The 20,451-nt window shown below is 70.4% G+C and carries 17 protein-coding genes; 4 read left to right on the top strand and 13 right to left on the bottom strand.

Annotation, left to right across the window (positions count from 1 at the left end):
• The first annotated feature begins 53 nt into the window (after positions 1 to 53).
• On the top strand, positions 54 to 3,137 hold the full coding sequence (locus HNR20_RS19280) for a DEAD/DEAH box helicase (protein ID WP_184181785.1): 3,084 nt from the start codon (positions 54 to 56) through the stop codon (positions 3,135 to 3,137).
• 10 nt (positions 3,138 to 3,147) lie between these two features.
• Here HNR20_RS19280 and HNR20_RS19275 read toward each other — a convergent pair whose 3' ends face one another.
• A complete protein-coding gene (locus HNR20_RS19275) occupies positions 3,148 to 3,447 on the bottom strand; it encodes a helix-turn-helix domain-containing protein (RefSeq protein WP_184181783.1) in 300 nt (99 codons plus the stop codon).
• Positions 3,444 to 3,782 (bottom strand): type II toxin-antitoxin system RelE/ParE family toxin, encoded by a 339-nt coding sequence (locus tag HNR20_RS19270; protein ID WP_205780040.1) that lies wholly within the window; start codon positions 3,780 to 3,782, stop codon positions 3,444 to 3,446. Before HNR20_RS19270 ends, HNR20_RS19275 begins: the two co-directional genes overlap by 4 nt.
• A gap of 168 nt (positions 3,783 to 3,950) precedes the next feature.
• On the opposite strand from HNR20_RS19270, the gene HNR20_RS19265 reads away from it, so the two are divergent.
• Positions 3,951 to 4,379: a VOC family protein gene (locus tag HNR20_RS19265; RefSeq protein ID WP_184181781.1), complete on the top strand. Its 429-nt coding sequence runs from the start codon at positions 3,951 to 3,953 to the stop codon at positions 4,377 to 4,379.
• A gap of 11 nt (positions 4,380 to 4,390) precedes the next feature.
• Here HNR20_RS19265 and HNR20_RS19260 read toward each other — a convergent pair whose 3' ends face one another.
• The 4 genes from HNR20_RS19260 to HNR20_RS19245 all read right to left on the bottom strand — a co-directional run bounded on the left by HNR20_RS19260 (position 4,391) and on the right by HNR20_RS19245 (position 8,803).
• Complete coding sequence (locus HNR20_RS19260; protein WP_184181779.1) at positions 4,391 to 5,584, bottom strand: hypothetical protein; 1,194 nt, start codon at positions 5,582 to 5,584, stop codon at positions 4,391 to 4,393.
• Positions 5,585 to 5,729: 145 nt separating this feature from the next.
• Positions 5,730 to 6,869 carry an epoxide hydrolase family protein gene (locus HNR20_RS19255; protein ID WP_184181777.1) on the bottom strand — a complete coding sequence of 380 codons (1,140 nt, stop codon included), beginning with the start codon at positions 6,867 to 6,869 and terminating at the stop codon, positions 5,730 to 5,732.
• Positions 6,870 to 7,072: 203 nt separating this feature from the next.
• Entirely contained in the window at positions 7,073 to 7,618 is a 546-nt protein-coding gene (locus tag HNR20_RS19250) for a WapI family immunity protein (RefSeq protein ID WP_184181775.1), read from the bottom strand.
• A gap of 45 nt (positions 7,619 to 7,663) precedes the next feature.
• Positions 7,664 to 8,803: a hypothetical protein gene (locus tag HNR20_RS19245; RefSeq protein WP_184181773.1), complete on the bottom strand. Its 1,140-nt coding sequence runs from the start codon at positions 8,801 to 8,803 to the stop codon at positions 7,664 to 7,666.
• Positions 8,804 to 8,973: 170 nt separating this feature from the next.
• On the opposite strand from HNR20_RS19245, the gene HNR20_RS19240 reads away from it, so the two are divergent.
• Positions 8,974 to 10,515, top strand: coding sequence for a gluconokinase (locus HNR20_RS19240; RefSeq protein WP_229686973.1), 1,542 nt, complete (start codon positions 8,974 to 8,976; stop codon positions 10,513 to 10,515).
• 22 nt (positions 10,516 to 10,537) lie between these two features.
• Here the strand turns inward: HNR20_RS19240 and HNR20_RS19235 are convergent, their stop codons facing one another.
• Positions 10,538 to 10,822, bottom strand: a complete 285-nt coding sequence (locus tag HNR20_RS19235; protein WP_184181771.1) for a putative quinol monooxygenase — start codon at positions 10,820 to 10,822, stop codon at positions 10,538 to 10,540.
• 154 nt (positions 10,823 to 10,976) lie between these two features.
• Here HNR20_RS19235 and HNR20_RS19230 point away from each other — a divergent pair, with 154 nt between their 5' ends.
• Positions 10,977 to 12,350 carry a serine hydrolase gene (locus HNR20_RS19230; protein WP_184181768.1) on the top strand — a complete coding sequence of 458 codons (1,374 nt, stop codon included), beginning with the start codon at positions 10,977 to 10,979 and terminating at the stop codon, positions 12,348 to 12,350.
• Between the two features lie 7 nt (positions 12,351 to 12,357).
• Here the strand turns inward: HNR20_RS19230 and HNR20_RS19225 are convergent, their stop codons facing one another.
• The 6 genes from HNR20_RS19225 to HNR20_RS19200 form a co-directional block, all read right to left on the bottom strand.
• Positions 12,358 to 13,128 carry a hypothetical protein gene (locus tag HNR20_RS19225; RefSeq protein WP_184181766.1) on the bottom strand — a complete coding sequence of 257 codons (771 nt, stop codon included), beginning with the start codon at positions 13,126 to 13,128 and terminating at the stop codon, positions 12,358 to 12,360.
• A 92-nt stretch (positions 13,129 to 13,220) separates the two neighbouring features.
• Positions 13,221 to 13,979, bottom strand: coding sequence for a MerR family transcriptional regulator (locus tag HNR20_RS19220; protein ID WP_184181764.1), 759 nt, complete (start codon positions 13,977 to 13,979; stop codon positions 13,221 to 13,223).
• Positions 13,980 to 14,029: 50 nt separating this feature from the next.
• A complete protein-coding gene (locus HNR20_RS19215) occupies positions 14,030 to 16,351 on the bottom strand; it encodes a putative bifunctional diguanylate cyclase/phosphodiesterase (protein WP_229686974.1) in 2,322 nt (773 codons plus the stop codon).
• Positions 16,352 to 16,539: 188 nt separating this feature from the next.
• Complete coding sequence (locus HNR20_RS19210; protein ID WP_229686976.1) at positions 16,540 to 18,738, bottom strand: S1 family peptidase; 2,199 nt, start codon at positions 18,736 to 18,738, stop codon at positions 16,540 to 16,542.
• A gap of 208 nt (positions 18,739 to 18,946) precedes the next feature.
• Positions 18,947 to 19,810 carry an SRPBCC family protein gene (locus tag HNR20_RS19205; protein ID WP_184181759.1) on the bottom strand — a complete coding sequence of 288 codons (864 nt, stop codon included), beginning with the start codon at positions 19,808 to 19,810 and terminating at the stop codon, positions 18,947 to 18,949.
• Positions 19,803 to 20,360, bottom strand: coding sequence for a winged helix-turn-helix domain-containing protein (locus HNR20_RS19200; protein ID WP_110564390.1), 558 nt, complete (start codon positions 20,358 to 20,360; stop codon positions 19,803 to 19,805). Before HNR20_RS19200 ends, HNR20_RS19205 begins: the two co-directional genes overlap by 8 nt.
• Positions 20,361 to 20,451 lie beyond the last annotated feature (91 nt).

The following is a 20,451-nucleotide window of genomic DNA, read 5'->3' as shown; positions in this document are numbered from 1 at the left end:
ACTGACAGGAGAGCGCCGTGCACGAGTCGCGCCGGCCTGACTAAGTTGCCTGGATGACGGATCTTGAGCGGGGAGTGTACGAACACCTGGTCACCCGTGAGTTGGCCACCCGCCTCCAGCATGTCGACCCCGCCCTGATCCAACACCACAAACTCGACCCCGCCGACGCTCACCACACCCTCGCCCGCCACATCGCCACCCTGGCCGCCCGCGCCCTCCAGGCCGTTCCGAGCGGCGACGACAAGCTCCACCACCAGGTCGACCTGGCGAACCAGATCGCCGACGCCATCGCCACCCTGAGCCCAAAGGCAGCGACGGAACAGGACCAGGTAACCGACGCCAAGCACCTGCTCCACGCCATCGCCGCCCCGCCAACCCCACCGGCGCTACCAGCCTTCCCGCAGCGCCCGACAACCCCACTCTCCACCGGCGCTCTGCTGGTCAATGGCCGCCACCAGCCCCGGATTGGCCACGAGGTCAACCACGAGATGGCGTCGGCCGAAAGCGTCGACCTGCTCTGCGCGTTCATCAAGTGGTACGGCCTGCGCATTGTCGAGCCAGCCATCCGCGAGCTGATCGCCAGAGGCGGCAAGGTCCGCGTCATCACCACGACGTACCTCGGTGCCACCGATCAACGAGCGCTCGATCGACTAGCCGAGCTGGGCGCCGAGATCAAGGTGTCGTACGAAACGAGGACCACCCGCCTGCACGCCAAGGCGTGGCTCTTCCGCCGTACCAACGGCACCACCACCGCGTACGTAGGCTCGTCGAACCTGTCGAAGACCGCGCTGGTGGATGGCGTGGAGTGGAACGTTCGCATATCGAACATGGAGCAGCCGCACGTCATCGACACGTTCGCGGCGACGTTCGAGGACTACTGGAACGATCCGGCGTTCGAGGCGTACGACGCGAACAGGGACGCCGAGCGGCTACGGCATGCGTTGAGTGGTGAGCGCCGCGACCAGGCGCCGACCGAGATCTCGAACCTGGACGTGCGTCCGTACCCGTACCAGGCGGAGATCCTGGCCGACCTGGACGCCGAGCGGCTGGTGCACGGGCGCTGGCGCAACCTGGTCGTGATGGCGACTGGCACCGGCAAGACCGTGGTCGCTGCCCTCGACTACCGCCGGCTGCACCGCAGCAAGAAGGTAGATTCGCTGCTCTTCGTCGCTCACCAGGAGCAGATCCTGCGACAGAGCCTGTCGACGTTCCGGCAGGTGATGGGGGACGGCAGCTTCGGCGAGACCCTCGTCGCGGGTGAGAAGCCGAACGGTTGGAAGCACGTCTTCGCCTCCATCCAGTCGCTGCACCGCCGGGAGGTCGACCCCGAGGCGTACGACATGGTGATCGTGGATGAGTTCCACCACGCAGAAGCGCCGACGTACGCCCGGCTGTTGGAGCGGCTGCGTCCCCGCGTACTCCTGGGATTGACGGCGACCCCCGACCGGGCCGACGGCGGCGACGTGCGCCGGTGGTTCGACGGTCGGGCGGCCGTTGAGCTGCACCTGTGGGACGCGTTGGAGCGGCAGTTGTTGGCGCCGTTCCAGTATTTCGGGCTGCACGACGACGTGAACCTGTCGCACATCACCTGGAAACGCGGACAGGGCTACGACCCGACGCAGCTAAACACCGTCTACACCGGCAACGATGCTCGGGCGCGGACGGTGCTGCGGGCGGTCCGCGACAAGGTGGACGTCGGGCGGATGCGGGCACTCGGGTTCTGCGTGAGCATCGGGCACGCGGAGTTCATGGCCGGTTGGTTCAGGAAGCACGGCGTCGAGGCGGCGGCGGTGACCTCGCGGGCCGGCACCGATCGGGCCGGGCTGTTGCGGGACTTCAAGGCCGGCAAGCTGCGGGTGCTTTTCACCGTGGACCTGTTCAACGAGGGCGTCGACCTGCCGATGGTCGACACGATTCTGATGCTGCGGCCCACCGAGAGCGCCACGATCTTCCTGCAACAACTCGGCCGTGGCCTGCGCCTCGACGACGACAAGCCCTGTCTCACGGTGCTCGACTTCATCGGCGGGCAGAACGCCAACTTCCGCTTCGACCTGCGGTGGCGTGCGCTGACCGGAGTCAGCCGGCGGGCGATCACCGAGGCCGTCCGCGATGACTTCCCGAGCCTGCCGAGCGGCTGCCACGTCGAGCTGGACCGGGTGGCGAAGGAAATCATGCTCGCCAACCTGCGATCGGCGCTGCCCACCTCGAAGGCCGGTTTGGTGTCCGAGCTGCGGCAACTTGGCGACGTCAGCCTGGCGACGTTCCTGCGCGAGACCGGCCTGGAGATCGAGGACGTGTACCGATCGGCCAGCATCGGCGGCTGGACCGGGCTGCGGCGGCTCGCTGGCGTCGAGACGTCCGCTCCCGGCCCGGACGATCGGGAGCTGGGCCGAGCCATCGGTCGCATGCTGCACACCGACGACACCGACCGGCTTGAGCTGCTGACCCGGGTCGCGGCCGGACCGCCCGCGCCAGGTCAGCAGGTGTACGCGGGGAACAGCCGCCTCCTGGACATGCTGCACTTCAGCCTCTGGGGGCCGAGCACACCGTTGGCAACGCGCGACGAACGACTGGCCCGATTGTGGAAAGAACCGGCGCGCTGCACCGAGTTGCGGCAGGTCGCCGAGGTGCTGCGGGATCGCATCCACCGGGTCACACCGACTTCCGCCCCGGGGGCGGTGCCGTTGCGGGTGCACGCTCGGTACAGCCGCAACGAAGCATGTGCCGCCTTCGGCATGACCAACCCGGGTTCGCTGCGTGAGGGGGTGAAGTGGCTGCCCGACGCCCAGGCGGACCTGTTCTTCGTCACGCTGGTCAAGTCGGAGGCGCACTACTCCCCCACCACCATGTACGCCGACCGGGCCATCACCGACACTCTGTTCCAATGGGAGTCACAGAGCACCACCTCGTCGGCGTCGACGACTGGGCAGCGCTACACGTCGGGCGGCTCGACGGTGCACCTCTTCGTGCGGGAGACCCGAATTGCCGACCGCGACCTCGGCGCACCGCCGTACCTGTACGCCGGCACCATGACGTACGACTCGCACACCGGCGACCGACCCATGCGGGTTTTCTGGCAGCTCGGCCACGCGCTACCCGCTGACGTGTACGCCACCGCCCGGACGATCGCCGCGTAGCCTCGCCCGGTCAGGCCGCGTCGGCGTTCGGCGTGAACCTGACGTCCAGCCTCCTGTCGAGGGCGCGAGCGAGGCGCTCCAAAACCGGCAGGGTCGGCACGGTCCCACCTGCCTCGAAGCGGGCAACCGCGGACTGAGTCATGCCGGCGGCGCGCGCCAACTGGCTCTGACTCCAGCCGTGCCCCTCTCGCAGGTGGCGCACCTCCTGACCAAGCTCGAAGGCGATCCGGCTGGCCTCGTAGGTCTCGGCGGCCCCTGGCTCCGCCATCCGGCGCTCACGCAGGTCGTTCCAGTCCAGGCGATCACTCATCGCTCTGCCCCCTCGTTCACAATGTGCCGCTCCGCTACGCACCGCTCAAATGCGCGGCGAGCCCGCTCGACTTCCCGGTCCTCCCGCATCCGCGTCTTGCGGAACACCGTGAGCAGGATGATCCTCCGGTCGGAGGCTATCCAGTACGTCACGCGAACTGCGTCGCGCTCTAGATAAAAACGCAACTCCCGCAACTTGCCGTCGAGTTGTCTGCTGTGTGGCTCTCCGAGCAGCACGCCTCGGCCAGCCAAGAGATCGATGTAGAACGCCGCTCGGGCGAAGTCGGCGGTTGGTAGTTCCTCCAGCCAGTCTCGGACCTCTGGTTCCAGCTCCACGCTACCCCAACCCATAGCATCGATGCTATGGGTTGATGGTTATCCCCGAGCTTCATCCGCGAGCGTGTCGCCCAATGACTTCAGCTCGGCGTTCTTCCGTGACCAGGACGGCAGCAACGTCGAGGCCGCCTACCACTCCCCCGAGTGATCACGCGTTAGGTTACGACCATGGAGCAGCGAATCAGCCTCGTCACCCTGGGCGTCACGGACGTAACGCGAGCGAAGGCGTTCTACGAGCACCTCGGCTGGCACGGCCAAGAAGTCGAGGGAACGGTCTTCATCCAAGCCGGCGGCCTGGCCCTCGTCCTCTGGGACCGCGACAAGCTGGCCGACGACGCCGGCATCGACAATCCGGGCACCGGCGCGCTGACCCTGGCCCAGAACGTCCGCTCTCAGGCAGAGGTCGACGAGCTGATGGCCACGGCAGTAGCCGCCGGTGGCACGGTGACCAAGCCGGCGCGGGAGACGTTCTATGGCGGCTACGCCGGCTATTTCGCCGACCCGGACGGTCACCTGTGGGAGATCGCCTGGAACCCCGGCTTCACCCTCGCGCCGGACGGCACCCTGACCCTCCCCGACTTTGGCGCGACCGGCTGAACGTGAGCCGGTCAGGGCGCCGGAGACGGGCAGAGCAACTGGTCCAGCAGCGGAAGCTGCAACGGGTCCAGGCAGACCGTCAACAGTGTCGGGCCTGACGGAGGCGTCACAGTCGGGGTCGGCACGGCCGACGGCGTCGGGAGGCCTGGCATGGGCGGGTCGGTGGTGGGCACCGGGCCAGGGGTCGGCACCGAACTGGCGGCCGGTGCCGGGGTGACCGACGGGACGTCCAGGGGAGCAGGGGCCACCACCGGGACGACTGCCGGGCGGGCCGCCAGCACCGCCTGACGAGTAGGCGACGGAGCAGGAGGCCGGCTTGGCGTCGCACGGCTGACCGATCCGGCCCTGGTCTTCGGCGCGACCGGCCCCACGGGAAGGGCTGGCACGAGGACCGCCTCCGCCACAGCCGCAGGCCCGGCCTGCTCCGATCCCAATGCGCGAGGGGCCATAGCGCCAGTCCCCAGAGTGCCGGGGCCGAGCGTCGCGAACACCACCGTTGCGACGGCCGCGGCGGTAAGCGCCCGGCGGTCGGGGCGTACGGCCGTCAGGGGCGCCTCGTCCGGCCCCACCGAAGGCATCGGCACGGGCCGGGCACCCTGATGAGCGGTCAGCAGCGCGTCGACCTGCGCGGCAACGCCAGCGCGATCCCCGGCGGGAGAAGCAGCCGCGAGGGTGAGGTAGAAGCGGAAGTTCACCACCGCGTTGGCCGGGACCAGCAGACCGAGTAGTCGGCCGTGGTCGGGCAGCAGGGTGACCGGGACGTCGGGGTGGTGTGCGGTGCCGACCAGGTCGGCGTACCTCCATTCGCGCCGGCGCTCACTCCCGGCGAACGCCACCCGGTGGTTGGTCACGACGGCCATGCCTGTGTCGACGACCCGTAGGCCCGCAGGCAGCGCTTCAACCGACGTGGAAGCGAAGTCGCACGGGCCCGGAGTGGGCAGCCCGGGGAGGTGTCGCGCCTCGGCCTCGACCAGCTTGGCGCTGGGGACGACGCGGAAGACGAGTTCGTCGGCGTCGAGGTCCACCGGCAGGCCGGTGCGTGGCTGCGTACACCCGAGGAAGCTGGCGGCTTCGACGCGGAGCCGGGCCAGGTGGTCGTTGCGGCGCTGCCAGGCGTCGGTGGCGTCGCGGTACGTGCGCTGCCGCCGCTGGTTCTCACGCTCGGCCCAGGCGATCCGCCAGGGTGAGCACTCCACAGAGGTCACGTTCACACGCGGTACAACCGCTCACGTATGTGACAGGGAACGCGACGGTGATCGATGCATCCCGTTGCGCCCGAAAGGAGAGAATTGCAGGATCACGTCCGGCAGCGGCGGAGCCGGGCCACGATCGGCCCGGCTCCGCCCCCTGTCAGGACCTGCGCAGTGAGCTGAAGAACCGTCTCATCTCATCGGCCAACAGGTCCGGCTCCTCCAACGGCATGAAGTGCCCACCCCGGCCGGGTTCGCTCCAGTGCCGAATGTCGGTGCAGGCCCGCTCGGCGATCTCCCGGGGAAAGTTGGCCTGCGAGGGCTCGGTGCTCACCGTGAACGCGGCCGGCACATCGATCATGGGTCGCGGGGTGTTGTGGGCGAAGTCGGCGTACTGCCGGAACGACGAACCGATCGTGCCGGTCGCCCAGTACAGCGTGATGATCGTGAGCAGGGTGTCCCGGTCGATGCTGTTCGCCAGGTCGCCTCGGTTGTCGCTCCAGTCCCGGTACTTGTCGACGAGCCAGGCCGCCAGCCCGGCCGGCGAGTCGGCGAGCGCCGCCGCGAGGGTGTCCGGGCGGGTGCCCATGATGGCGCTGTAGCCGCCGTCGGTCTCGTCGTACGCGGCCTCGGCGTCCAGGTACGCCTGCTCGGCCGCCGACAGCGGTCGCGCGTCGAAGTTGGCCGGGAACGGTGGATGGATCAGGTGGATGCCGGCCACCTGCTCCGGGTACAGGGCACCGAGCCAGCCGGTGACCACTCCCCCGACGTCGCCGCCGAAGGCGCCGTAACGCTCGTAGCCGAGCACGTCGGTCATCAGCTCGTGCAGCGTCCGGGCGAGGAGCGCCCGGGTCACCGGCTCGTCCGGGACCTCCGAGAAGCCGAAGCCAGGCAGCGAGGGCACCACCACGTCGAACGCGCCACCGGGCCGAGTCGGGTCGGTCAGTCGGTCGACCAGCGGCAGCATCTCGACGAAGCTGCTGGGCCAGCCGTGGCTCAGCAGCAGCGGCATCGGCGCGGGCGTACCCGCCGGACGGGCCGCCCGGACGTGCAGGAAGTGCAGCTTCCGGCCGCCGACGAGGGCCAGATTGTGCGGGTACGCGTTCAGCTCGGCTTCGCGCGCTCGCCAGTCGAATCCGTCACGCCAGTAGGACACCAGGTCCCGCAGGTAGTCGGGGTCGACGCCGCCCTGCCACGGCTGGTCGCCGCTGCGGTCGGTGAAGCGGGTACGGGCCAGTCGGGCCCGCAGGTCGTCGAGGACCGCATCGGATACGTCGATGCGGAACGGGGAGATGGACACGTGTCCTCCGAGAAAGGAGGGCGCTCCCCGACGCGAGAGGTCAGCTGAGGGGGACGGCCGAGAAGAGCGCCCAGGAATGACGATGGGTGTTCACCGGGCTCACCTCCTTCTCGTGGCTGACGACGATCACCCTATCCACCCCTGGGCCGAGCGTGAACGCCGGGCCGCCACCCAGGCGACCCGGACGGCGCCGGGTGAACCGTTCAGCCGGCGCGGCGGGGGTGGTTCAACGGCCCGGAGTACGGGTCCTTGGCGGGAAACCTCGACGGGGCACGCGGCGGGTACGCCTCGCAGTGTTCGGCCCACTGCTCGGCGGCGGTGGCGAGGGCGTCCGCGGAGACGGTGAGGATCAGCGGGTAGATCGCGCTGGACGGGCGACGCATCCACGGTGGCAGCGACTCGGCGGAGAACTCCACGATCAGCTCCAGCCGGCGGCGGCGGAGCACCCGGGTGCGCAGGGCCAGGTTGGGTTCGGTGAAGCGGACCAGCGCCGGTGGAGCGCTCAGCCCGAGGGCCGCGGTGGCCTGACCGTGCAGCCAACCGCCGAGCGCTCGGGCTTCCTCGACCATGAGGCTCGGGTAGTGGTGCGACCAGGTCTGACCGTCGGCGGTGCGGGCGTCCACCTCGACGAGCAGCCAGTCGTGCCAGCCGGGCGCGGCCCGGTCGGGGTCGTCGGGCGGATCGATGCCAGGCTGGTAGCCGACGGGGCGCATCCGCACCCGCGCGCCATCGTCAGACCGGATCTCCACTCGATCATTGTGGCCGACCGAAGCAGACTTTAGCCCCCAAATCGGTCACTTCGTGATCGTTTGCCGCACCCCACCATGCTCCCCGCAGGCCTTCGGCCCGCCGCCGGCCAGGCTGACCGACCCGTCACGGCACTGCACGAGGTAACCCCGACCGGACCAGAACTGCGGCACGCAGTCGAACCAGTCGCACACCTCGGTGGCGGGCCGACGGATCCGGCTGCCACCGCAGAAGTCGTACCCCAGCGGGTTTTCCGGCGCCCCGCAGCGCGGGGCCCGGGTCGTGCTGGGTGACGGACGGGGCGACTTCGTCGGCTTCGCCGGTGGAATGCTGCGCGTGAGCACCGGGGCCGCCGGGGGGATCAGCGCGGGCGACGCGCTGGGGGTGGCGGCGACGGCGACCTCCGGGCTCCCGGTCGGGTCGGACGGGTCCGACTCGATCAGCGCCGCCGGCACCAGCAGCGCGAGGGCCGCGGCCACCGCGACGGTCCTGCGACCACCGGGAACGAACGACCACAGCCGGGCCTGCCCAGGCGTGTTCACCGCCGGCCGGAACGGCTTGAGCTGGGCGTGTTCGGCGATCAGCTCGTCGAGCTGGTCGAGCACCGCGGCGCGCTGTTCGATCGCGTCGGCGAAGGCAAGGGTCAGCTTGAACCGGAAGTCCGGCGCCGCGTCCGTGGGCAGCAGCAACCCGGAGGTACGCCGCCGGTCCAGTACCTGGATCAGGGTGACCGGCGACGCCGGGTCGTGGGCCAGACCGGTCATCCGACCGTACGCCCAGTCGCGCCGGCCACGTCCGCCGAGCAGCACCAACCGCCGACTGGTGATCACGGCCATGCCGGCGTCGGTGACGCGTACGCCGTCCGGTCGGCGTGGGCGAAGCGGCCCGGCCGGCGGGGCGACCGTGAGGTCCGGAGCGGGCAGCACAGTGGTGTGGCGTACCTCGACCAACTGCACGGCCGGCAGTGCCCACAGCACCACCTCGTCAGTGGCCAGTTCCAGGGGCAGGCCGCCACCGGCCGCGGCGGAGCCGTGGAAGTCGGCGGCCAGGACGCGCAGTCGACGTAACTCGTCGTCGCGTCGCCGCCACGCCGTCTCGGCGCCGCGGTACGTGCTGACCCGCCGCACGTTCTGCCGGTGCGCCCACCGGTACCGCCAAGTGGAACCCGTCGAATCAGTCTTCGCCACGCCGACTCCTTCGCCGCGCAGGCCACCAATCTGGGGTGTCACACGGTTTAACAGGCGCGGCGCGGCAGCCGGACACGCCATAACGGGCGAAGTAGCCGATCGGCGGAGCAATAGACACGATTGGGCGATACTGGTGCCGACGTTTCATCTTTTCCGAGGGGGTGCCGGTCGTGCCGCCAGTCACCATGTCCGGGGTGGTGATCGGCGTCGACATCGGCACCACCAGCACGAAGGCCGTCGCCTACGACACGGCCGGACGGCAGCTCGGCAGCCACCTGGTCGACTATCCGCTGAACGACCCGCAACCCGGGTACGCCGAGCAGGACCCGCAAGTCATCCTCGATGCCGTGCTGAAGTCGATCAGCATCGTCGTGGCCGAGCTGGCCGTGCCGGTGTCCGGGCTGGCCTTCGCCTCCGCCATGCACAGCCTGATCGGGTTGAACGCGGCCGGCGACCCGCTCACCCCGTCGTTGACCTGGGCCGACGCCCGGTCGACCCGGCAGGCCGAGCGGCTGCGGGCGGTGCCGTCCGGGCTGGCCCTGCACCGCCGCACCGGCACGCCGATGCATCCGATGTCGCCGCTGCCCAAGCTGCTCTGGTTCGCCGAGCAGGAGCCGAAGCTCTTCGAGAGCGTCGCGCACTGGGTGGGCATCAAGGACTGGGTACTGCTGCGGATCTGCGACACGCTGGTCACCGACCACTCGATCGCCTCGGCCACCGGCCTGCTGGACATCCACCGACTGGAGTGGGACAGCGAGGCGCTGACCATCGCCGGCATCACCGAGGAGCAGTTGCCCCGACTGGTCGCCACCACCACCGTGCTGCCCGGTCTCACCCCGCAGGCCGCAGCCATCACCGAGCTGCCGCAACGCACCCCGGTGGTGGTCGGCGCCGGTGACGGACCGCTGGCGAACCTGGGCCTCGGCGCGGTGCACCCCGGCATGGTGGCCTGCTCCATCGGCACCAGCGGCGCGATGCGCGTGATGGTGGAGCGGCCCGGCGTGGACCCGCTCGGCGGGGTGTTCTGCTACGCGCTGACCGAGCACCGCTGGGCGGTCGGCGGTGCGATCAACAACGGTGGCATCGTCCTCAAGTGGGCGGGTGCGGCGCTCGCCCCGGATCTCGGCGACCATTCCGAGGAGGATCTGGTCGCCCTCGCGGCCCGCGCGCCGGTCGGCTCGGGCGGGCTCATCATGCTGCCGTACCTGCACAGCGAGCGGGCACCACACTGGAGCGCGCTGCCACGTGGCGCGTACGTCGGGTTGACCCACGGACACCGCCGTGAGCACCTGATCCGGGCCGCCATGGAGGGGGTCTGCCAGCAGCTCGCGCTGGTGCTCAGCTCGGTCCGCGCGGCCGGCAACGAGGTCCACGAGATCCGGGCCAGCGGCGGCTTCGCCCGCAGCGGCCTGTGGCGGCAGATGCTCGCCGACGTGCTCGGTCTGCCGGTGAGCTTCCCGGCCGGGCACGAGGGGTCGAGCTTCGGCGCGGCGCTGCTCGGCATGCAGGCGCTCGGGCTGATCCCCAGCATCGACGTGGCGGCCGACCTCGTGCGAATCGAGGAGACGGTCCGCCCCGACCCGGCCGCCGCCGCCACCTACGCGTCGCTGCTGCCGCTCTTCGCCGAGCTGTACGACGCGCTGACGCCGACCTTCACCTCGATGCGCCGGCTGGCACCCGGCCTGCCCACCGACCCCGTCCCATCCAGGTGACCGCTACCGGCGCGGTCTGCGGTCAGGGTGCCTCGACGCCGGCGATCAGGTAGCGGTGCACGTCGGCGTCGAGGATGGCCGCTTCCTGCGCGTCGCTCGGCCCGGAGCCACGGAACGCGGCCAACTGCTCCGGGGACTCCCAGCGTTCGTAGACGTGGATCCGGCCCGGCTCCAGCGGGTCGGCCGCGAGCAGGAAGTCGAGGCAGCCGGCGGAGGCGCGCGCCTGCGCGATGACCTGTTCGCAGTCGGACAGGTACGTCTCGCGTGCGGCCGGCTCGATCTGCAGGCTGCCTGCAATGATCAACATCGGTCCTCCCGAGGTCGGTGTTGCTGATGACGGTGATGCCTCTGCGTCATTTTTATACGTGTGTGTCATCACGCTCTGGAGGACATCGCCGCCCGGACGGGTGACGCCGGTCCCGCTGGTCTCAGCCGCCTCCGACGCTTCATATCGTGCAAACGTGAGAAAAAGCGACAAGAGGCGCTCATCTTCGCTGCTGGGGACCCCGGTCCGCGTACCCCTGAAGTGGCTGACGGCGGCGGTCGCGCTCGCCGTGGTCGCGACGACCGGGCCGGCCACCGCGGATGGCCCGGGCCACGGGCCCGGCGCGGAGCCGACACACCAGACCGAGCCGGGGTACGCGGCCGCGCCCGGCGACGACCAGGGCCACGAGCCCGGCCTGGAGCCGACGCCAGAGCGGGCGCCGACCAGCGAGGTGTCCTGGTTGTCGTTCCCCGGCGGGGTGTTCGCGGTGGACTCGCTCGGGCACACCGTGCGCTACCGCGCCTGCGACGGTGACACCGGCCGGGTCGCCGACCCGGCCATGCGGGTCGCCGCCGGAGTGGCCAGTGGCGAGGTCGTCGTCGGAGGCACCGGTTACCGCTACCGGGTGCCGTTGGTCGGCCGGAGCGAGGGCACGCTTGAGCTGATCCGCCGGCACCGCCCGCCGATCGAGCTGACCGGAGCGGTGGTCACCAGCCCGCAGCCGCCCACCGACCCGGCCGCGGGAGCCCACCTGTTCCCACTCAGCGGGCAGCTCGCCCGGGTGGTCGCCGACGCCAGCCTCAACCCGGCCGGAGTCACCGTCCGCGACCTGTCCGGCCGCTACGGCGACCAGCAGATCGCCGTCAACGGCGCGCTCCGCCCCAAGGCGGCCAGCGTGATCAAACTGTGGATCCTCGTCGAGTTGCTGCGCCGAGTCGACTGTGGACAGGTCTCCCTCGACGACGGCGTGCTGGTCACCCCGGCGGACGTGGTCGGCGGCACCGGCCAACTGCAGTTCGAGACGTTCCCGCAGGTGGTCACCCTGCACCGGCTCGCCCAATACCTGATCAAGTACAGCGACAACGTCGCCGCGAATGTGCTGATCACCTACCTGGGCGGGTTCGCCCCGGTCAACGCGCTGATCGACTCGATGAACCAGCGATCCACCATCCTGGCCCGCAGGATGCTGGACAGCGCGGCCGCGCAACGCGGTGAGGAGAACTACACCAGCCCGGACGACGTGGTCTCCCTACTCGGCGCGGTCTGGGACGGCGAGATCCTCACCGCCGCCTCCCGCGACCTGATGATCGGCTTCATGCGGGAACAGACCCTGAACACCAAGATCCCGGCAGCGTTGCCACCCGGGGTGCCGGTGGCCCACAAGACCGGTGACCTGCCGGACGCCTCCCACGACGTCGGCTACTACCTGATCCCCGGCACCGAGACCGCCGTCGCGTTCCTCACCGCCGGGCCGATGGCCACCGGCGACGAGACGGTCCGGCGGATGGCCCGAACCGTCTACGACTTCCTGGTGACCCCCACCTCCACCGGCGCGCCGGTCGAGGAGTGAGCCGACGTCAGGCGCCGGGGATGTTCGCCGGCGGGTCCTCGCCGACCAGGTCGGTGGCCGGCGGCTCGGCCGACACCGCGAGCCCGAAGTCCGAGTAGGTCAGGTCGAGCTGGGCGGTCTGCGACTGCTCGGCGGCCAACTCGATCCGGTAACGGACCAGCCGGCCCTGCTCGTCGACGGTCGCGGTGAACGGCACCGCCCCGGCCCGGTCACCGAGCACCCCGCCAACCCCCTCGCCCAGCACCGCACCGCTCTCGCGCAGGTCCAGCGTGCCGGCGTACTCCCGCACACCGGTCTGCCGGACCCCCGCCGGCACGGCCAGCGTGCTGGCCAGCCGGGTGTTGTCCAGGCCCTGCTTCGCCGCCGGGGCACCCGGTGCGCCCACGTGCCACCAGGTCTTGCCGTCCCAGACCGGAACGCGGCGGTCCGGGGCGGTGACCCGCACGTACACGTCCGGCCCGGTCGTCAAGCGCTCGATCTTCACCTCACCCGCCGGCACCTTCAGCGAGGTGGTCTCCAGACCACGCTTCGCCTTCGGGTCCCAGAGCAGCACCGTGGCGTCGCCATCCGTGCCGCCGGTGCCCACCGTCAGTTTGTACGGCTGCTCGTCCGCCTTCGCGGCGGCGGCCTTCAACACACCGACCGGATCCGCCGGACCGGCTGACGCCGCCGGGCGACCCGCGTCCGGCTCGTCGCCGGCGGCGACAAGTGCCCACGCCCCGGCGGCGACCGCCACGACGAGCACGGCGACAGCGGCGATCAGCTTCGGCTTCAACACGGTCATCTCCCCCGAGCGGCCCGCCGTCGGCCGGGTCGCCGATCGACGCTCACCGCGATGCGGTCCGGCCAGACTAGCCGGACCGCATCGACTCACGCGCGGCTGATCGCGTTGGCGTGGATGGCCTCGTTCAGGTACGCGGCCAACCCCGGGGCGATGTTCTCGAAGTACGCGGTGAACCGCTCGTCGGCCAGGTACATGTCGGCCAACCCGGTCTGCATCTCGTACGAGCACTCGTAGAACCAGCGGCTGATGAGCTGCCGGTGCTCCTCGGCCAGGTCCATCGCCTCGGGGCTGTCCGCCGGAACGCCCGAGGCCAGCACGGCGACCATCCGCCGACCCCAGTCCTCGTTCTCCGCCTTGTTCCGCAGCCAGTCGTCCTTGCTGTAACGGGCGACCCGCCGGTTCGACTCCCGGTACGCGTCGGTGTCACCCCAACGCTGCTCCGCCTCGGCCTCGTACTGCTCCGGCTTGAAGTCACCGAAGACCTCGAACCGCTCTTCAGGGGTGAGTTGGATGTTCAACTTGCTCGCCTCCATCGCGAACTCGATCGCCGTGACCATCTCCTGCAACCGCTTCATCCGTACCGTCAGCAGCTCGTGCTGCCGGCGCAGGTGCGCGGCCGGATCGGCCGCCGGGTCGCTGATGATCGCGGTGATCTCCTCTAGCGGGAAACCCAGCTCCCGGTAGTACAGGACGAGTTGCAGCCGCTCCAGATCCGCGTCGTCGTAGCGGCGGTAACCGGCCAAGGTCCGCCCACTCGGCGAGAGCAGACCGATCTGGTCGTAGTGATGCAACGTCCGCACCGTCACGCCGGTGACCTTCGCCACCTGACCCACCGTGTACGCCATGGTTCCCCTCCCTTCCGGGAACCAGGCTCCCGCCTGCCGCTACGTGAGGGTCAAGCCCGATTCTGGCCCACCATGGCGGGCACGTCCGGCCGCCCGTACAGATAGCCCTGACCGCGCGGGCAACCGATCGCGGTGACCGCCTCGTGCTGACGCTCGGTCTCCACCCCCTCGGCGACCACCGTCAGGTCGAACGCGCCAGCCAGCCGGGTGACCATCTCCACCGTGGCGTACGCCCGCTCGTCCGACCCCAACCGGGCCACGAACGACCGGTCGATCTTCAGCTCGGTCGCCGGGATGCGGTGCAGGTAGCTCAGCGACGAGTAACCCGTGCCGAAGTCGTCGATGGCGATCCTGATGCCCAACTCCCGGAGCTGGTGCAGCCGCTCCAGCACCGCGTCGGTGCCCTCGATCAGCGCCGACTCGGTCAGCTCCAGGGTCAACGCCCGCGGCGCCAGCCCGGCGGCGCTGGTGGCCGCGGTGACCGTGGCGATCAGGTCCGGCCGGCGCAGGTGTGCCGCCGCGATGTTCACCGCCACGGTCGCCTCCGGCGCCCGACCCCGCCAGGTCGCCGCGGCCCGGCACGCCTCGTGGATCACCCACCGGTCGATCGGCAGGATCAACCCGGTCTCCTCGGCCAGCGGCAGGAACTTCGCCGGCGGCAGCATTCCCAGTCGGGGATGCCGCCAACGCACCAGCGCCTCGGCGCTGCGTACCGCGCCGGTGGCCAGGTCGACGATCGGTTGGAACTCCAGGTGCAGCTGATCCTCGTCGACCGCCCGGCGCAGGTCGGCGATCAGCTCGGCACGGGAGACGGCGGACTCCCGCAACGCGGGGGTGCACGTCCGGTAGGCGGACTTCCCGGCCGCCTTGGCCGCGTACATGGCGATGTCGGCGTCGCGCAACAGGTCGCTGTGGGACGCGTGCTGCGGGCCGTACTCGGCGATGCCGATGCTCGCCGACGGGTGCACCCCGACGTCCTCGTCGCCGTCGGAGGGCCGCAACGCGTCCAACAGCCGCTCGGCGAGCCGCTCCGGTGAGACCGGTCGGTCGCCGTCGACGAGCACCGCGAACTCGTCTCCGCCGAGCCGGGCGATGGTGCCGTCGCCGGCCACGGCAGCCCGCATCCGGGCCGCCAGGCCGGTCAGCAGGGTGTCGCCGGTCGCGTGCCCGAAACGGTCGTTGACCTGCTTGAACCCGTCGAGGTCGAGCAGCAGCACGGCCACCGGTCGCCCGTCGCGCAGGGCCAGGCGCAGCCGCCGGTTGAACAGCAGCCGATTGGGCAGCCCGGTGAGCTGGTCGCCGTACGCGAGCCGGCGCAGCCGGGCCACCAGCCGCAGGTTCTCGTTGGCGGCCAACCCCTGCCGCACGGCGAGGGCCGCGAGCAACAACATCATGGTCACGAAGACCAGCGGCGGGGTCTGCCCGGTGGGCCGGCGGGCCAGCACCACCGCGACGATCGCCCCACCCACCGGCAGGTACGGCAACGCCACCCGCCACCAGGGCGGCAGCGGCGACTCGGCGGTGTCGTCGGTGCCGTCGCAGTCCGGTGGGGGCGGGTTCCGGGTGGCCAGGCCGATCAGCAGGTAGCTCAGCGGCCAGCACAGGTCGATCGGGTGGCCGGCCGTGTAGTCGACCCGGGCGACCAGCGACACGTAGCCGACGTCGGCGACGACCCGCAGGGTGAGGCTCGCCGCGAGCATGCTCATCGGTCGCCACAACGGCCGAGCCGGACCGGAGACCGCGACCAGGATCGTGAGCTGCATCAGGTCGAACATCGGGTAGAGCAAGCCCAGCGTGCGCGCCGGGTCGGCCAGGTCGGCGGCGGCGACCCCGCGGAAGACCAGCACCCAGGCGATCGGCACCAGGGCCAGCGCGACGATCACCCCGTCCAGCAACGTACGGGCCCGCCCGACCGCGGTCCGTGGCGCGGATGGCGAGTTGAGCAGCGCGGCCGTGCCGGTGAGGATGCCGGCGATGAAGACCGCTCCGACCACCGGCGTGTGCGGCAGGTCGCCGCCGACGAGCCGCTGCACCGTCCAGATCGCCCGGCCGAGCGCGGCGAGTGCCATGGTGACGGCGAGCAGCGTCCAGAAACGACGCAGCCGTGCCGGGTGCCGACGGGCCGCGCCGGCGCAGGCGACGGTGGTCCACCCGGCGACCAGCAGCGCGCCCAGGTCACTGACGAGCGCGGCACCCGGCAGGGCGGCGACCAGCCAGGCCGCCTCCACAGCCAGAACCGTGCCGGCGGCGAGCAGGCCACCACGGCCCGTCCGGGACGTCGCGACTGCCGGCCGGTCGGCGGAGGCGGGACGCGTGGGCGGTGCCGACACGGTCGACACCGCGACGGCCTGACTCGCGTCCTGCGGTGACACGTAGAACGCTCCGGCTCTCTCTCGTGGTGCACCCTCGACGCTGAGGACCGTTCCCGGCAAACCTCGAAAGCCTAGCCAGCGGCCGGATGACCCGCCAGAGCCGAACGGCAGGCCCCCGGTTGACGAAAGGTGCGGGCCGCCCGTCACCGGGTGGCCCGCACCATCACTGCGGTTGTCTGGTCAGCGCGTCACCATCGGCGCGTGCTGTCCGGCCACGAGTCGTACGGCACCGCCGAGAGCAGCGGATCCCAGCCGGTGCTTGAGCTGCCGGCGGGGACGAAGGCCGTGAGGTCGGTGCCACTGCCGTTGTACGGGCTGGCGTCCAACCAGCCGGTCACCACACCGTTCGCGTCGCGACGGTAGTAGTGCCCACCGCCGGGCGAGAAGAGCGAAGTGACGCCACCCCAGCCGCTGCTGGCCGGATCCACACGGCTCCAACCACCCGCCGCCGGGATGGTGTACGCGGCGAGGATGCCCGCGCTCGTCGTGGCGAGCAGCCGACCCTTGCCGGTCGCGGCCATCGAGGGCACTCCGAAACCGCTACCGATGATCGCTGTCTTGGCGGTGATGTCGGCCGTCACGTTGGCGGGCTTGGCCTTCGTCACCGTGTACCGATCCAGAGCGCCGCCCCTCTGCAGGAACAACGAGCCGAAGCCGTCGTAGACCAACCGACTGTTGGTCCCTACACCGCCGATGGGCTCCGCCGTGCGAGTGAAGGTCAACGGATCGGTACCGGTGATGTCCACCCGGTACAGGCTCTCGTTGTTGGTCACCAGCAGGGTGTCCGAGTTGAGGGCGGCCATCGCCTTCGGAGCGAAGCCGAGGGTCTGCGCCGACACCGTCGAGATCCGTTTGGCGCCGGTCACCGGGTCGAGCGCCGTGTACGACAGCCGCCCGTCCGACTTCGCACCGAAGACCGACACCAGGCCGATCCAGGGGCGGGCCGAGAGCAGAACCTGGTTCCATCCGCTCGCGCTGACCGGGTCGTTGGGGAAGGCAGTGAGGTCGGTGCCGCTGCCGTCGAGCGGGTTGGCGTCCCGGAAGCGGTCCAGTCGACCGGCCGAGTTGCGGGTGTAGTAGACGCCGCCGCCGGGGGACAGCAGGTGGGTCGCCGCGTTCCAGCCGGTCGTGGCCAGCGTGCCGACCGTCCAGCCACCCTCACCGTTACCGTAGATGCGGTACGAGAGCAACCGCCCGTCCGAGATGGTGCCGAGGATCCGGCCTGGCCCGGGAGACGCGATGGTCTTCTGGGAGAAGCCGGTGTCGATGGCGGTGCCACGGTTGATGTCGGCGCCCGTCGGCTTGGCGCTGGTGATCGTACGGCGGTTCAGCTGGTTGGTAGTGCCATGGATGAAGTAGAGCGATCCGTAGCCGTCGTAGGTCATCCGGTTGTACGGCGAGAAGCCACCGAGGATGTTGGTCGTGGTGAAGGTCAGCGGGTCGAACCCGGTGACGTCCACCCGGTACATGTTGCCGCCGGTGTCGGTGATCAGGATGGTGTTCTCGTTCAGCGTGGCCATCGCCTTCGGCGCGAAGCTGAGAGCAGCCGTCGAGGTCCGGTTGGCCCGCAGGTCGCCGGTCGCCGAGTCGATGACGCTGTAGGTCAGCCGCCCGTCGGCCTGCACGCCGAAGATCTGGACGTCCGCGGTTTGCTCGTTGATCCAGGCGGCGAGGTCGTCGACCCGGGTGGCCGTGGCGCCGTCGCGCGTCTCGACCTCGCCGAGGCAGCCCTTCTGCCAGGAGGACGCGACGACGGCCACCAGCGTGGTGACGCCTGCGTTGTCGCGGAACACCGGGGCACCGGCATCTCCCCGGCAGAGGGTCGCGCCACTCGTCGCTCCACTCAGGCCCACCGTGGTGGCGGCGACGTCGTCAACCGTGAAGGCGCCCTGGTGCAGCCGGCTGGGAATCCATTCGGTCGTCGTCCGGCCGTATCCGGTGGCCGTGAGCGTCTCGGCGGCGGCCGGCGCGGTGCTGGCCAGCGTGACCGGGCCGACGTCGGTGACCGGCGTCGAGAGGCGAACCAGCACGAGGTCGCGATCCGGGTGCGGCTTGAGCGACGCCACGGCGCGCTGCTGACCGGTCGTGCCGGTGAGGTCGGTGCGGCCGACCAGCACGGTGCTCGGCAGGCTCGGGGGGCCAGCGACGACGGGCGTCGTTCCCGTGACGAAGCAACTCTTCGCCGTCAGCACCCAGTCCTGGTTGATGAGCGCGCCGGAGCAGCCGAGCTCGGCACCGAAGCTGATCTTGACGTTGAAGCGGTAGTTGCCATCTGCGACCGGCTGGGCGCTGGCGATGGCTTGAGCTGAGCCGCCGCCCAACAGGCTGGCAAAGACGATGGCGCCGAGCAGGGCCGCGCCCCACCGACGCCCACGGTGTGCTGACAAGTGGACCCCCGCGTCCGTGACGTGATCGCCCTCGGTAGACGATCGGCAGGTCGATCGGACTGACGGTAATCGATCCCGAGATAACGCGATGCCCCGCTGCCACCGGCCGGCAGCGCCGACGCAAGATCGTGCTCGATCCAGGATGTAGTGCCCTCCGGGGCGAACGAGGCCACTACATCTTTGATCGAGCACGATCATGGCGAGACCGTCAGTTGGCGGGCTCCAGGCCGGGAACTTCGGCGGGGAGCCAGATCGGCTGCCAGTCCGGCATCTCGTGGAAGCGGCGCAGCTCGCCCAGCCCGGAAACCGTCCCGCTCCAGGCCGCGTACGGCGGGTTGGCCTCGTCGAAGCCGCTCTGCACGAAGGTCAACGTGGTGCGCCCGTCGGACTCGGCGAGCTCCCAGCTCGTGACGCCGACCGGTCCCCAGTCGACAGACATCTGCCGGCCCGGCTCCAGGTCGACCACCTTGGCGGCGTAGCCGGCGTCGAAGCCACCCATGGCGTACCGGCCGCCGACCCAGGGCTCGATGCCGATCGGGTAGCCGAACCAGGCGCTGGCCTGCTCCGAGTCGGTCAGCGACTCCCAGACCTTGTCGGCGGGGGCCTCGATGACCAGCTCACCGCGCAGGTCGGCGGAGGTGAAGTCGGTGCGCGGCAGCACCGTCCGGCCCTCCAGGTGGGCGGCCAGGTTGGCGACGGCCAGCGACCAGTACGTCTGGAGCACGCCCCGGATGCTGGAGCCGCTCATCGCCTCGGCGAAGTCGAAGTGGCTCTGGGTCAGCGTCAGCACGGTGTTGTCCGTGCCCTCGGCGGTGAGCTGGAACTCGGTGGTGGTCTCCACCCCGTCGAGCAGCCAGCCGAAGCGCAGCGTGTCGTCGTCGGCGTGCAGCAGCCGCTGGTGCGGGACGTCACCCTCGGGCGTGTAGCGGCCCCAGAACTCGTACCGCTGCGGCAGCTCGACCTCGGCGTGCTCGGCCAGCCAGAGACGCAGCTCGGTCGGGTCGGTCAGGGCCTTGCGGACCCGCCCGACGGGCGCGGAGAGACGGGCCTGCACCTTCAACGGTTCACTCATGGTCTTTCCCTTTCGGATAGCAGGCGACGGCAAGCTTGAAGGCATCTCCTTCGCTGCCGCCGTAGCGGGTGAACAGGTCCTGAAGTGCGGTTTGCAGGTCGTGCAGGAACTGCGGGCGAAGCTCTGCCGGCACCCGGATCTCGCCGGAGACCCCGACCGAGGGCAGCTCGGGCGCCGTCCGGTCCAGGGCGGCGACGTCGGCCTGGACCTCCTCCATCAGGTCGAGCAGGTAGCCCAGGCTCAGCTCGTCACGGGCCCGGCGCAGCCCGATCCGGCCGACGAGCCGGGGGGACAGCCAGTACGACCGGGCGGCCGCCTGGTAGATGCCCTCGGTGATGCCGCGGACCTTGCGCTCGTTGACCAGCTCGACGAGGCCGGCCGCGACGAGCTGTTTGACGTGGTAGTAGACGCGCTGTGGCGTCTGGTCGAGTCGGGCCGCGACCTCGGTGCAGGTGCGCGGCTCGGCCAGTTGTCGCAGCACCTCGACGCGCTGCGGCTTGAGCAGGACTTCGGCCTGCTCGATCTGCTCCAGGTACAGGACGTCTCTCATGGCAAAATCAGTTTGTACGTACAAAATTTGTTTGTCAATCGGTTCGCCGAAAGCCGCGCCGACTTTTTCGACGCGGCTTCAGGCGACGGTC

It is taken from the genome of Micromonospora parathelypteridis, from assembly GCF_014201145.1.
Lineage (GTDB): Bacteria > Actinomycetota > Actinomycetes > Mycobacteriales > Micromonosporaceae > Micromonospora > Micromonospora parathelypteridis.
Note: the sequence above shows the minus strand (reverse complement) of the source record. Positions and strands in the feature narration are given on the sequence as shown.